Raw genomic sequence first — 13,571 nt, forward strand, 5'->3', positions numbered from 1 at the left:
GTCCCTATTCAACCGGTTGGACTCACGCAAAGCCGTAGAGCGCCGCGGGATGGTCGACGAGAATGCGCGTGCGCATCGCCCGGTCGGGTACCCAGCGGTCGAGCAGCGACCGCAACGCGACCGTATCCGCGTTGCCGTGCTCGGTGACATGCGGCCAATCGCTGCCCCAAACGAGCCGCTCGGGCGCCTCGCGTACGAAGGCCTCGGCGACCCGCGTCGCGTCCTCGTACGGCGCGCCGGTCAGCGTGTTCAGATAGGCGCCGGACAGCTTGAGCCAGCAGCGCTCGCGCGCGAGCAGATCAGCGACGACGCGAAATGCCGGATGCGCGGCGCCCTGCTGCGGCGCGAGTCGCGCGAGATGATCGAACACGATCATGCATGGCAGACGGTTCAGCACGTCGCGATGCTCGACGATCTGATCGCCGGACATATGCAATTGCACATGCCAGCCCAACCCGGCGATGCGCGCCGCGAGCGGCTCGAGCATATCGACCGTCATCACCGTATCGCGTGCGTTCCAGACGCTAAAGCGCAGCCCGCGCACGCCACAGGCGTCGAGTTCACGCAAGGCGGCAAGCGGCGTGTCCGGCGCGACCACCGCGATGCCGCGCGCCGCGCCGCCGAACTGCGCGATGGCATCGACGAGGCAGGCGTTATCCGTGCCGTAGCGCTTGGCCTGTACGATCACCGCACGCGTCGTGCCGATCTTGCGCTGCACACAGCGATAGTCGTCGACAGTCATGCCGGTCATCGGTGCTCCGTTGCCGGGCTGCTCGGGAAAGCGCGGATCGTAGATGTGCAGGTGGCAATCGCACGCGCCTTCGATAGACCCACTCATGGTTTCGGATGCCTGAAGATTCATCGTCACGTTTTCTCCGGTTGATGCGCCCGCTCTGACGGGCGTCCGGTCAGCCTCATCAGCTCAGTTGCCGCCCGCGCGTTTCCGGCGAGATCAGCACCATCCCCCACGCGAGCAGGAACGCGACCAGCGTGGTCAGCATGCCCATGCGGAAACCGCTCGCCGAGGTGGCCAACGCGCCGATCAGATACGGCGCGATCATGCCGCCGATGCGGCCGCCGTTGTAGGCAATGCCCATCGCGAAACCGCGCGCGCTGGTCTTTGGCACCAGTTCGGCGGCGAACGGCCCCATGCCCGCGAACAGGCCGGTAATGCCCATGCCCGTGAAGAAGCTCGCGACCATCACCGTCGTTTCGCCGCTGCCGGTCACGAACGCGAACACCGCGATCGCGCCGATCAGCAGATAGATCGAGAAGGTTGGCTTGCGGCCGATGCGATCGACGAGCAGCGCGAACACCGCGAAGCCGAAGATCGACCCGAGCTGCTGCGCGAACGTGAAGCTTAAGCTGTGCACGAAGTTGAAGTGCTTGACGGTCAGCAGGAACGTCGGCGTCCACGTAAAAACTGCCCAGTACACGTACTGCACGAAGAAGATGAAACCGAACGCCTTCGCGAGTCCGCCGAAGTTGCCAGGGCGCAACAGATCGCCGATCTGTCCGCGCTCGCCGCCGGATTGCGCGCGCGATTGCCATACCGGCGATTCGGGTGTGCGGCGCGCGATCGGATACAGCAGCACGATCGGCAATACACCGAGGCCGTACACCCAGCGCCAGCCGCCGTGATCGAGGCCGCCCGAGAGGTTTGAAATCAGCGCCACCACACCGATCGCGAGCAGCGAGCCGAGCGGCAGGCCGAACTGCATCATCGCACCGCCCTTGCCGCGATGCTCGGGCTTCCATGTCTCCGCGACCAGCGCGGCACCCGCGGTCCACGCGCCGCCCATACCGAGGCCCGCAAGCGTGCGCAGCACCGCCAGTGAAACCGGGCCTTGCACAAACGCGGTGAGCCCAGTGAAGATCGAATAGACGAGAATGGTCAGCATCAGTGTGCGCACGCGGCCAATGCGATCCGCCACCCAGCCGAACGCGATACCGCCGACGATCAATCCCGCCGCGGCGATACTGCCAATCGCCCCCGCCTGCGCACGCGTCAATGCGAAGTACGCAATGAAGGCGGGCACGGTCAGCGAGAACACGAAGATCTCGTAGACCTCGAACAGCCAGCCGAGCCCCGCGAGTGCAAGCACGCGCCACGCGCCGCTTGTGACCTGCCGATACCATGCGACCTGACTGGCCGGTCTGGCATCCGTTGCGGATGGGTGCGGAGTCTGGTCCTCCTGTGCTTGCTGCTGCATGCTGGTGTCTCCTGGGGTGCTCTTGACAATCGGGGTCTTCGTCGTACCCATTCTGCTCATGCGGCGCGTTGTATGTGTTGTCGCCGTCCTTGCCCTGAATCAGCCTGCTCTCGCTTCGGTATCCTCATAGGTCGCCGCCATATAGGTCTCGACGATACTCGGCAGATTCATTAATACATGCTCGCGCTTAAGCGCCGCCGCCTGCGAAAAATCACGCGCCTTCAACGCCTGCATGATCTTCTTCGTGTATTGCAGCGAGCGGCTCTTGTCGAGCCTGCGCGACAGCAGGTTATAGCGCAGCGGCTCAGCGGTTTCGTAGAGCCGGTTTAGCGCGTCCTGCAATGGCTTGTTGCCGAGAAACCGCGAACTGGCGTCATAGAAATTGCGGATCTCCTGCACGTACTGTCCGACATTGCGGGTTTCGAACGCCGACGCCATGCGCTGATGACACTCGTTCATTTCCTTCAGCAGCGGCTTCAGATCGTCGATTTCGCCGAGACTTAGCATCGTGTAGCTTTGCAGCTCGGCGCGCAGCAGGTACATGTCGCGTATTTCACGCTCGCTGTACAACGTCACGCGAAAGCCGCGCCGCTGGATATGGCTAACCAGACCGCTTTGCTCCAGCAGACGCAAGGCCTCGCGGATCGGCCCACGGCTGCTGCCATAGCGCCGCTCCAGATCCTGCTCGCGCAGCGGCTGGCCGGGCCGGAACGTGCCGTCGATGATCGAGCGGCGAATCTGTTCCTTCAGAAAATACGGGATGGTGCCCGGAATCGATACCTGCTCCATCACCCGGCATCCTTGTTGACAACGATGCCGGCCGATGCGAGCACCTCTTCGGTATGCTCGCCGAGCCTCGGCGCGGCGCGTTGCGCGGCAAGCGGCACGGTGCCGAAGCGAAACGGACGCGCGAGTCCGCGATACGGGCCGGCGTTGTCATGCTGGTAGGTTTCCACGAGCCCTTGAGCGAGTACCTGCGGATGATCGAACATGTCCTCGATATCGCGCGCGGCCGAGCAAGGCACCCGTTCGCCGAAAATCAGCTCCCATTCCTGCGCCGAATGCGCGCGTAACGCGTCGCGCACGACCGGCACGATTTCGTCCGCGTGCTCGGCGCGCTTTCTGACGGTGTCGAAACGCGGATCGGCGGCGAGCTGCGGACGCCCGATCAGTTCGCACAGCGCAGCCCAGAAATGCGGCGTGTTGGCCGAAAGATAGATGCTGCCCTCACCCGTTGGATGCAAACCGGTGATACCGCCCGAGCGCATGTCGCGAAAGCATTCGCGCGGCTCGCTGTCCGCCCATACGAAGCGCGCGGACTGCATCGCGAGCGCGCTTGCGAGGAGCGACACGCCGACATACTGTCCGTGCCCGGTGCGTTCGCGCGCATACAGCGCCGAAGCGACGCTCGCGGCAAGCATCGCTGCCGCGTAATAGTCGACCACCGATCCGTATACGATCTCCGCGTCGCCCGGCGCCCCTTGCAGCGAACAGATGCCGGACATCGATTGCAGCACCTGGTCGTAGCCGGCCTTGTCGCGCATCGGCCCGGTATCGCCGTAACCGGTGAGCGCACAGTAGATCAGACGCGGGTTGCGCTCGCGCAGCGAGTCATAGGCGATGCCGAGCTTGGCCGGCACGGCCGGGCGAAAGTTATGCACCAGCACGTCCGCCTGATCGACGAGCTTCATCAGCGCGTCGTGCCCTGCTTCCGTTTTCAGGTCGAGCACGATGCCGAGCTTGCCGCGATTCACGCCGAGAAAGGCGCGGCTTTCCCGCGGCAGCGTAGAGGGGTAATTGCGCAAATTGTCGCCTTGCGGCGGCTCGACCTTGATGATCTCGGCGCCCTGATCTGCAAGCAGCGTGCACCCGTATGGACCCGCGATATAGGCGCTCAAATCCAGCACCTTGATGCCGGCGAGCGGTCCGGCGGAGTGATCGGCGGTGGCCGGCGTGGCGGCGGATTCGTGCGATGAAGACGTCATGTTGAACTGTGTAAGAGGCAACTGCGGGCAACTGCGCGGTGAATACGAAGCAGCCCGAAGCAGCCGTGGGTCAGCCGCAAAAACGATGCGCCGGTCGCCGGGCACGAAAACAGCACTCGTGGTTGTGCGGAACACGGTACCAATGTAGAGTACAGAAAATAAATTGTCTACAATTTTTGAGCGAAGCCAACCATGTCATCGAATGCCGGCCATCTACTGATGCGCAGCAAGCTGTTCGTCCCCGCGTCACGTCCCGAACTGTTCGCAAAGGCCATGCAAGGCCCTGCCGACGCGATTTCATTCGATCTTGAGGACGCCGTCGAGGAAAGCCGCAAGGCCAGCGCGCGCGGCACGTTGCGCCAGTATCTGTCGACGCCCGAGGCCAGCGCGGCCGGCAAGACGTTGATCGTGCGCATCAACGCAATCGACACGCCCCACTTTGCCGACGACGTAACCGCGTGCACGCAAGACGGCCTTCATATGCTGAATCTGCCGAAGGTCGAAGATCCGGACGCCGTGCGCCAACTGGCGGCGAGGCTCGATGCGCTCGAACGCGAGCGCGGCATCGCGGCGCCGATCGGCATTCTCGCCAACATCGAATCGCCGCGAGGATTGCGTCACGCAGCGCAGATCGCGCTCGCGCATCCGCGTGTAAGAGGCTTGCAGGTCGGCTTCGGCGACCTGTTCGGGCCGCTTGGCATCTCGCAGCGCGACACCGCCGCGTTGCAAACGGTCCGCTTGCAGGTACGGCTCGCGGCGGGCGAAGCCGGCATCGAAGCCTACGACGGCGCTTTCGTCGATATTGCGGATCCCGAAGGATTCACGGCGGACGCGAAATCCGCGTTCGCGCTGGGCTTCGCCGGCAAGAGCTGCATCCATCCAACCCAGGTCGCACTCGCCAATGACGCGTTCCGCCCCAGCCAGGAAGAAGTGGATCATGCGCTGCGCGTCGTCGCCGCGGCAAAAGAGGCCCTCGGCGAAGGCGTCGGCGCGTTCAAAGTGGACGGCAAGCTCGTCGACGGACCATTCATCACACGAGCGGAAAAACTCGCGGAGTTGGGCCGCGCGCTCGGTATGGCGTGATGAGCCCGCAGCGGGCAATCGATCGCGTTGCCGGCGTTGTCAACTGCACGGTACAGATATTTCCACTGCCCCCTCACCTTTTTATATAGGTCTCCTCGAAAGATTGCGACGTCATCCCCATACTTCGTCGGGCAGTGGCAGGCCTGCGAGATCGGTGTCGGTGAGCGGGCCGTCAGGCGCAATGCCGTGGCTCTCCAGCATCAGCATGATCTGGCGCGTGTGTTGCGTCGCGTGCCATGCGGTGCGCTCCAGTACTTCGTGAAACGGCCGCGTGCCGTAATACGTCGAAACCGTATAGTTCACGTCCGGGTCTTGCTCCGCAGCCCACCACGCATCGAAGCGGCGATGCACGTCGTCGCCCCAGCGCGCGATATCGTCCGCCGTCCATGTTTCGGGCGGCACCTCGTCGAAGCTCTCGAAGCGCAGCGCGATGCCCTGCGATGCTTCCATCCCCATCCCGGCGATGCGATACACGTGATAGCAAAGCTGCGCCGGCGTGCGCCGCCGGTTGCGGAACGGCTCGTTCAGCTGTTCGGGCGTGAACTGATGCACGTAGCGCGAAACGGCGCTCATCACGTGGTCGAGCCGCTGCACCAGCACGGCGGCGGGCAACGGATCGGCGAGCGTCGTGCGCAGGTCGAGAAACTTCACGACATCCTTGAGCGATTGCGCGAGCGTGTAATGCTTGCCGATCGACACCACCGGCACGCTGCGCACGCCCAGTTCGAACAGCTCGGCCTGCGCGCGCGGATCGTTGTGCACGTCGCGCGACTCGTACTCGATGCCCTGCTGCGTCAAAAATTCCTTGGTGCGCAGGCACGACGAGCAGCCGGGCTGCCAGAAGACCTTGATGCGCACGCCAGTCGCGGTATCAGACATGGATCCCTCCATTGCAAAAGCTTGCTTCGGGCCTGCGTGCTCCTGTCCCGCACGCTGGCGGCCCGACCGGTTGAAGCGAAAGTTCAGGCGAGCGCCGCCTGCTTGCCCTTCGCGAGCACGGCCATCGCGTCGGCGCTAGTCATGAGGTCGGCATACTTCTGGCCCATGTCGAAGAGGCTCTGCTCGTGCGGCGCCTGCGCGCGGTCGCCCACGCAGTCGGTCACGACGATCGGACGCAGCCCGTGCGCGGATGCATCGACGACGCTCGCGCGCACGCAGCCGCTCGTCGTGCAGCCGGTGACCAGCAGCGTGTCGATGCCCGCGGCCATCAGCCACGACGCGTAGTTGGTTCCGAAGAACGCCGACGAATGGCGCTTTCTCGATACGTATTCGCCGTCGAGCGGGCTGCACGACGACACGATCCGCGTGTCCGGCGCGTCCTCGGTGAGCTCGCGCAGACGCGGTACCTTCTCGCCGAACGTGCCGATATCGAAGCCGCCTTTCTGCGCGGCGAAGTACACATGCGAGACCGGCATGGCCTGCCGGCGCGCGAAGGCGAGCAGCTTCGCCGTCTGCGCGATGGCGTCGTTGATGTTGTAGCCGCCGAAGCCGTCCTCGCGCGTGAAGCCTTCCTGGAAATCGATCACCAGGACGGCCGTCTTGCGGCCGAAACCGAGCGATTGCCCGAACTTCTGTTTGACGAAGATATCCGTATCCGACATGTCGACCTCGGCGAGAGAGAGTGAGAGTTGCGGCGGGAATCGGGAACACCACGCCGGCCTCTCACCGAAAATTGCATGCAAAAAATCAGAATGTCAACATTAAAACTCACGCTGAATTTGTATGATTTGGTTAGCCACTTCAATAAAAGCCATAAAACCAGAACAAAAATTAGTCATCTCATCATATTAGATTGAATATCCGTACAAATTACAAAAATAACTTCATGCCGACACCCGAGATTGGTGTTTTGGAGACCTTGCCCCACGAATTTTTGTATGCGATTCTGATCTGGTGCTCTCCCGACCGATTCGATCGCTCTCCGACCGGTGTTTGCCATGACCACAAAAGCCTCGTGCCACAGCCTTTCCCGTCGTCAATTCACCCTGGGCGTCGCGGGGGCCGCCGCGCTGAATCTGGTGGCGCCGCTCGCCCGGGCGCAGGGGCAGCCGAAACTCCTGCGCGTGCGCCTCGGCTCGGACATCGCCAATCTCGATCCGGCGCATATCTTTCAGGTCGAAAACCAGACCGTCGCGACGCATATCTACAGCGGACTCGCGCGCTATGACGAGGCGACCAACAAGATCGTCCCGGATCTTGCCTTGAGCTGGGACGTCTCGCAGAACGGCACGGTCTACACGTTCCACCTGCGCAAGAACGTGCAGTGGCACAAGAACTTCGGCGCGCTCTCCGCCGACGACGTGCGGTTCTCCTTCGAGCGCGTGCTCGATCCGAAAACCGGCAGCAACTATGTCGGGCAACTCGCCGCCATCGCGAAGATCGATACGCCCGACGCAAACACGGTCGTCATCACACTCAAGGCGCCGAACTCGGGCTTCATGCATAAGGTCACCAACCTGAATCAAGGCTGGATCGTGAGCCGCAAGGCCGTCACCGAGATGGGAGATCGCAAGCACGCATTGAATCCCGTCGGCACGGGGCCGTTCGTCTTCGAAAGCTGGACGCCGGGGCAGGAAGTGCGCGTTTCCGCCAACAGGAGCTATTTCGGCGGCCCGCCGAAAGTCGATGGCGTGCTGTTCCGCGTGATCCGCGACGAGAACGCGGCGGCCACGGCGCTCACCAACGGCGAGATCGATATCTTCTTCGCGCTGCAGGAGCCGGGCGTGATCGCGCGCCTGAAGGACGACCCGAACGTGAAGGTGCACGACCGCCCCGCCGATCACACTATCAACTTCGTGCTCAACATGACGCACAAACCGCTCGACGACCTGCGCGTGCGTCAGGCAATCATGTACGGCATCAACCGCGACGCGATCATCGCCGGTCTCTTCAAAGGCACGAAAGGCCCGGCGTACAGCGTACTCACACCAGCCTTTCTCGAATACACCGAGGACGTACCGAAATACGCCTACGATCCCGCCAAGGCGCGCGCGCTGCTCGCCGCAGCCGGGCAGACGGATTTTTCGATGGATGTCATCGGCGTGGGTTTCAGTCCTTACGACAAGATCGTCGTGCCGATTGCGAGCGACCTGTCGGCCATCGGCATCAAGACGCGCATCCAGGTACTCGAACGCGGCGCGTACCTGCAGGCGCGCTCGGGCGGCAAAATCCCGACCGCGATCACCGGCGTGGTCGGCGCGCCCGATCCCGACAACCCGATCATCTCGATGCTCGCGAAGTCATCGTTTCCGCCAGGCCTCAATACCTCGCATTACGCCGGCGTCGACGACCTGATTGCGAAGGCCGCTGCCGCACAGGACGAAGCGGCGCGCAAGGTCGCGTATCAGAAGATCCTGCAGAAGAGCATGACGGACCTTCCGTTGATCCCCCTGTATGCGGACCGGCTGTTCATCGCGCATTCGAACAGGGTTCAAGGCTTCGTGCAGAACTCGCTATTCACGATGAACTCATATCCGGTCTCGCTCGCCTGAGAGGACACCCGCAATGGGACGCTATCTGGCCAGACAGACGCTGCACCTCGTCGTCACGCTTGCCGGCATTCTCACCGTGACGTTCTTCCTGGTCCGCATGATTCCGGGGGACCCCGCGCAATACATGCTCGGCGATTACGCCACCAACGATGCACTCGCCGCACTGCGCGAGCAGCTCGGGCTGAATCACTCGCTGCTCGTGCAGTACGGGCTGTTCATCGGGCACGTGCTGCACGGCGATCTCGGCACTTCGGTCGTCACCGGCCGACCGGCGCTGCTGGAGATCGTGCAGAGCCTGCCCGATTCGGCGATTCTCGCGGTCGCCGGCATGACGATCGCCGTGCTCGTCGGCGTGCCGCTCGGCATCGTCACGGCGGTGCGGCACGGCAGCTTCATCGACATCGCCGTGATGCTCGTCGCGCTCGCTGGCATTTCATTCCCGGTGTTCTGGCTCGGGCTCGCGGGCATCCTCGTGTTCGCGCAGCATCTGAAATGGCTGCCCGCGCTCGGCTCGAGCTCCGACGGCGGCTTTATCGAAGCGCTCCGGCATCTGGTGTTGCCCGCCGCCGTGCTGGGCGTGTCGGTGGCGGCGTATATCGCGCGGCTCACGCGCTCCGCGATGCTCGAAGTCATCGGCCACGACTACATCCGCGTGGCCCGCGCGATGGGCGTGCGCGAAAGCACCATCGTCTGGCGGCTCGCGTTCAGAAACGCGCTGGTGCCCGTGCTGTCGATCATCGGCGTGACCTTCTCGTATTCGCTCGGCAGCGCGATTTTGATCGAAGTCGTGTTCAGCCGGCCGGGCATTGGCACGACCATTCTCAAGGCGGTCAGCTCGCGCGATTACCCGCTCGTGCAGGCGGGCGTACTGGCGCTCGCGGTGATCGTCGTGCTCGTCAACACCGCGCTCGATCTGCTCTACGCGGCGGTCGATCCGCGTCTACGCACGCGCTGATCGAACGAGGACCCGCCAATGAGCTCGCCCGCCGCTTCCCTCAACCCCGCGCACCGTAACGGCAACGCTTCGTGGCGCCGCTATGCGCGTCATCCGGGCTTCATGACGGGGCTCGTGATTCTCGCCGCGATGGTCATCATCGCGCTCGGCGCGCGGTGGATCGCGCCCTACTCGCCCGTCGCCGCCGACATGACCAACACGCTCGCGACGCCTTCCGCCGCGCACTGGTTCGGCACGGACCAATATGGCCGCGACGTGCTCTCGCGCCTCGTCTGGGGCACGGGCATTTCGCTGCAAGTCGCGTTCTCGGTCATGGTCATTTCCATCGTGCTGGGCGTCGCGCTCGGCTCGGCGGCCGCGTTCTTCGACGGCTGGCTGGCGCGCGTGCTGGTCGCGATCATCGATATCCTGCTCGCGTTTCCGGGCTTTCTGCTGGCGCTCGCACTGGTGGCCGCGCGCGGCTCGTCGCTGAGTTCGGTGATCTGGGCGATCGCTATCGCGTTCGCACCGCGCGTCGCCGCCGTCATGCGCGCGGTCGTGCTGACGATCAGGCCGCGCATGTTTATCGAGGCGTCGACGTCGATCGGCATGGCGCGCTGGAAGATCCTGCTTGTGCACGTGGTTCCGAACAGCCTGCCGCCCGTGATCGTGGTCGCGACGGTCGGTGCCGCGAACGCGGTGCTCGGCGAGGCCGGTTTGAGCTATCTCGGTCTTGGCGTTCAGCCGCCCGCGCCGACGTGGGGCAACGTGATCGCCGACGGTCAGGGCTTTCTCGCCTCGCATCCGATGATCTCGCTCTCGGCGGGCGCGTGCATCGCGCTGCTCGTCATCGCCTTCAACCTGCTCGGCGACGGACTGCGCGACACGCTCGATCCGCAGATGCGCCGCCGCGCCGACGCGAGGACGTTATGAACAGCAGCCTGCCGGCCGTCTTCCGGATCCCGCGACGCCACGCGCCTGCCGACGCCGCCGATACATCGGGCAGCATCCGGACAGGCGAGACGCGCATCGATCCGGAAGCCGTTTTAGAAATCGACGGAATACGCACCGTATTTCCGGGCGCAGTCGTGGTGGACGATGTGTCGCTGAGCGTGCGGCCGGGGCGCACGCTCGCCGTGGTCGGCGAGTCCGGCTCGGGCAAGTCGATGACGTTTCTTTCGGCACTCGGGCTCGTCGCGCCGCCGGGGCGCGTGACGCACGGACGCGTGCTGCTCGATGGCGTCGATATCGCCCGGCTCTCCGGCGAGGCGTTGCGGCGCGTGCGCGGCGCATCGATCTCGATGATCTTTCAGGATCCGATGACCGCGCTCAATCCGGTCTTCACCATCGGCGAGCAGATGACGACGCTCCTGCGCGCGCACGAGCGCGTGAGCCGATCGGCGGCGCGGGCGCGGGCGGCGGGGCTGCTGGAACGCGTGCGCATACCCGAGGCGCGCGCCCGGCTCGACGCCTATCCGCACGAGTTGTCGGGCGGCATGCGCCAGCGCGTGCTGATCGCGATGGCCGTGGCGCTGCGCCCCAAAGTCGTGATCGCCGATGAACCCACTACCGCGCTCGACGTCACCGTGCAGGCGCAGATCCTCGACCTGCTCGCGGACCTGCAGCAGGAAACGAACATGGCGATGGTGCTCATCACGCACGATCTCGGGCTGGTGGCGCGCTACGCGCAGGATGTCGCGGTGATGTACGCGGGACGCGTCGTCGAGCGCGGTTCGCTGGAGCGCGTGTTCGGCGCGACGCGGCACCCTTATACGCAGGCGCTGTTTCGCAGCATTCCCGATCTCGAAGGCGAGCCGGGTTGCGCGCTGCGTGCGATCGAAGGCAATCCGCCCGATGTCGCCGCCCTGCCCGCCGGCTGTGCGTTCGAGCCGCGCTGCGCGATGGGACGCGGCCGCGCGAACTGCGGCTCGATGCGGCCGCCGCTCGTCGAAACGGACGCCGCCGCGCATGTCAGCGCGTGCTTTTTCTGGCACTCGCTTGCCACGACGGGGAGCGCATGATGCTGTTCCAGATCGATGCCGTGAGCCGCAGCTTCGGTGCCAAGCATTCGCTTTTGCAACGCAGGACACCGGTGGTGCAGGCGGTCGACGGCGTGTCGCTGCATCTCGATGCCGGCGAAACGCTCGGTCTCGTCGGCGAAAGCGGCAGTGGCAAGAGCACGCTCGGGCGGCTCGCCGTGCGTCTGCTCGAACCGAGTGCGGGACGCATTTTTCTCGACGGCATCGATATCGGCACGCTCGGCGGACGCCAACTCCGCGCGATGCGCGCGCAGGTGCAGATGGTGTTTCAGGACCCGTACGGCTCGCTCGATCCGCGGCGTACGGTGGGCGCAGCCATCGCCGAGCCGATGAAGGAGCACGGCGCGTGGCGTGCCGACGGTCCCGCAAAAGTACGCGAGCTGATGTGCACCGTGGGCCTCAATCCCGAGCACGCGACGCGCTATCCGCATGAGTTTTCGGGCGGGCAACGGCAGCGCATCGGCATCGCGCGGGCGCTCGCGCTCAATCCGAAGGTACTCGTGCTCGACGAGCCCGTATCCGCGCTCGATGTCTCCATTCAGGCGCAGATCATCAATCTGCTCGGCAAGCTGCAGCGCGAGCGGCAACTCGCGTATCTGTTCATCGCGCATGATCTGGCGGTCGTGCGCCATGTGAGCCATCGCGTCGCGGTGATGTATCTCGGACGCATCGTCGAACTCGCTGCGCGCAACTCGCTCTATGCGTCGCCGGCGCATCCGTACACCGAATCGCTGCTGGCGGCAGTGCCGGTCGCCGACCCGGCCGCGGCACGCGCGAAACCGCGTGCGCGCGTGCTGGGCGAGATCGGCTCGGCCGCCAATCTTCCGGGCGGATGCCGCTTTCATCCGCGCTGCGTGCGAGCGCGCGAGCTCGTCGCACGGCCCGGCAGCGCGAATCGGGCGACGATTCCGATCCGCCCGGTCGACACGCGCTACGGCCCACTGCCCCATGCCTGCGTGCACGTCGATCCGGCGCTCGCCGATCGCGGTGACGGCACGTTCGTCGCGTGTCACTATCCCAACGCCGCCGCGGCGGCCTGAAAACGCTCATTCGATATACTTCGTCCGTTCGATGCACTATCGGTACGTCACGCCCATGGAAACTGCGGACAGCAGCGAAAACTCACAAGACGAAACCGTCGTCACCGGCTTGCAGGCGATGATTCTGAGCGGCACGCTCAGGCCCGGCGCGAAGCTGCGGGAAGCCGAACTCGGCGAGTTGTTCAACGTGTCGCGCACGCCGGTTCGCGAGGCGCTGGTCGCGCTGGAGACGCGCGGCATGGTCGTCTATGAGCGCAATCGCGGCTTCAGCGTACGTTCGTTCAGCCTGCGCGACCTGCGCGATTCATACGAACTGCGCGCGGTGCTCGAAGGCTATGCGAGCGCGCTTGCGGCGCAGCGCGGCTTCAGCGACGAACACGTCGAAGCGATGCGCGCCTATCTCGCAGAGACGGGCCGGATGCTCGTCGGCGAACGCACGCTCGACAAGGAAGAAGTGCAAGCGATGCGCGAGCGCAGCGACTGGTTCCACGCGCAGATTAACGATGCGTGGACCAACAGGCTCTTCAGGCGCAGTCACGAGATGGTGCATCGCACGCCGCACAAGCCTTTCACGGAACCGCTGATGGACACCGCCTCGATGCGCAGGTATCACGAGGAGCACGTGCGCATCTTCGAAGCGGTGGCCTCGCGCGACAGCAGCCGCGCGGAGCATCTGATGCGCGAGCACATTTTGCGCGGGTGCTTCGAGATCGACCAGCGGTTGAAGATCGAACACCATCATTGATGGCACGATCAGACGCATGCAAACGCAGGGCTCCGTTGCGA

General features: G+C 64.5%; 13 protein-coding genes and 1 pseudogene. 7 read left to right on the forward strand and 7 right to left on the reverse strand.

Annotated features, from left to right (window positions below; genetic code table 11):
* Positions 1-22: 22 nt before the first annotated feature.
* The 4 genes from F3J19_RS09165 to F3J19_RS09180 all read right to left on the reverse strand — a co-directional run bounded on the left by F3J19_RS09165 (position 23) and on the right by F3J19_RS09180 (position 4,198).
* A complete protein-coding gene (locus tag F3J19_RS09165; protein WP_240158870.1) occupies positions 23-862 on the reverse strand; it encodes an amidohydrolase family protein in 840 nt (279 codons plus the stop codon).
* Between the two features lie 55 nt (positions 863-917).
* Positions 918-2,213 (reverse strand): MFS transporter, encoded by a 1,296-nt coding sequence (locus F3J19_RS09170; protein WP_167039985.1) that lies wholly within the window; start codon positions 2,211-2,213, stop codon positions 918-920.
* 99 nt (positions 2,214-2,312) lie between these two features.
* The gene (locus F3J19_RS09175; RefSeq protein WP_167039987.1) at positions 2,313-3,002 is read right to left on the reverse strand and encodes a GntR family transcriptional regulator; all 690 of its coding nucleotides are present in this window, start codon (positions 3,000-3,002) and stop codon (positions 2,313-2,315) included.
* The gene (locus F3J19_RS09180) at positions 3,002-4,198 is read right to left on the reverse strand and encodes a CoA transferase (protein ID WP_167039989.1); all 1,197 of its coding nucleotides are present in this window, start codon (positions 4,196-4,198) and stop codon (positions 3,002-3,004) included. Before F3J19_RS09180 ends, F3J19_RS09175 begins: the two co-directional genes overlap by 1 nt.
* A gap of 219 nt (positions 4,199-4,417) precedes the next feature.
* On the opposite strand from F3J19_RS09180, the gene F3J19_RS09185 reads away from it, so the two are divergent.
* Entirely contained in the window at positions 4,418-5,281 is an 864-nt protein-coding gene (locus F3J19_RS09185) for a CoA ester lyase (protein ID WP_167040439.1), read from the forward strand.
* Here the strand turns inward: F3J19_RS09185 and F3J19_RS09190 are convergent.
* The 3 genes and pseudogenes from F3J19_RS09190 to F3J19_RS09200 all read right to left on the reverse strand — a co-directional run.
* Positions 5,281-5,373: pseudogene (locus F3J19_RS09190) on the reverse strand (DDE-type integrase/transposase/recombinase); the annotation flags it as partial. The gene F3J19_RS09185 and the pseudogene F3J19_RS09190 overlap by 1 nt on opposite strands.
* Positions 5,374-5,392: 19 nt before the next feature.
* On the reverse strand, positions 5,393-6,160 hold the full coding sequence (locus tag F3J19_RS09195; protein WP_167039991.1) for a DinB family protein: 768 nt from the start codon (positions 6,158-6,160) through the stop codon (positions 5,393-5,395).
* Positions 6,161-6,243: 83 nt separating this feature from the next.
* Positions 6,244-6,882, reverse strand: a complete 639-nt coding sequence (locus F3J19_RS09200; protein WP_167039993.1) for an isochorismatase family protein — start codon at positions 6,880-6,882, stop codon at positions 6,244-6,246.
* Between the two features lie 336 nt (positions 6,883-7,218).
* Here F3J19_RS09200 and F3J19_RS09205 point away from each other — a divergent pair, with 336 nt between their 5' ends.
* Genes F3J19_RS09205 through F3J19_RS09230 form a run of 6 tightly spaced genes read left to right on the forward strand, consistent with a single transcriptional unit; the run spans position 7,219 to position 13,530 of the window.
* Complete coding sequence (locus F3J19_RS09205) at positions 7,219-8,772, forward strand: ABC transporter substrate-binding protein (protein ID WP_167039994.1); 1,554 nt, start codon at positions 7,219-7,221, stop codon at positions 8,770-8,772.
* 13 nt (positions 8,773-8,785) lie between these two features.
* Entirely contained in the window at positions 8,786-9,727 is a 942-nt protein-coding gene (locus F3J19_RS09210) for an ABC transporter permease (RefSeq protein WP_167039996.1), read from the forward strand.
* 18 nt (positions 9,728-9,745) lie between these two features.
* Positions 9,746-10,639, forward strand: a complete 894-nt coding sequence (locus tag F3J19_RS09215) for an ABC transporter permease (RefSeq protein WP_167039998.1) — start codon at positions 9,746-9,748, stop codon at positions 10,637-10,639.
* Positions 10,636-11,727, forward strand: a complete 1,092-nt coding sequence (locus tag F3J19_RS09220) for an ABC transporter ATP-binding protein (protein WP_205192712.1) — start codon at positions 10,636-10,638, stop codon at positions 11,725-11,727. Before F3J19_RS09215 ends, F3J19_RS09220 begins: the two co-directional genes overlap by 4 nt.
* Complete coding sequence (locus F3J19_RS09225) at positions 11,724-12,785, forward strand: oligopeptide/dipeptide ABC transporter ATP-binding protein (RefSeq protein ID WP_167040000.1); 1,062 nt, start codon at positions 11,724-11,726, stop codon at positions 12,783-12,785. Before F3J19_RS09220 ends, F3J19_RS09225 begins: the two co-directional genes overlap by 4 nt.
* Before the next feature lie 55 nt (positions 12,786-12,840).
* On the forward strand, positions 12,841-13,530 hold the full coding sequence (locus F3J19_RS09230; protein WP_167040002.1) for a GntR family transcriptional regulator: 690 nt from the start codon (positions 12,841-12,843) through the stop codon (positions 13,528-13,530).
* Positions 13,531-13,571 lie beyond the last annotated feature (41 nt).

The sequence above is a fragment of the Burkholderia sp. Ax-1724 genome, assembly GCF_011752995.1.
Classification (GTDB): domain Bacteria; phylum Pseudomonadota; class Gammaproteobacteria; order Burkholderiales; family Burkholderiaceae; genus Paraburkholderia.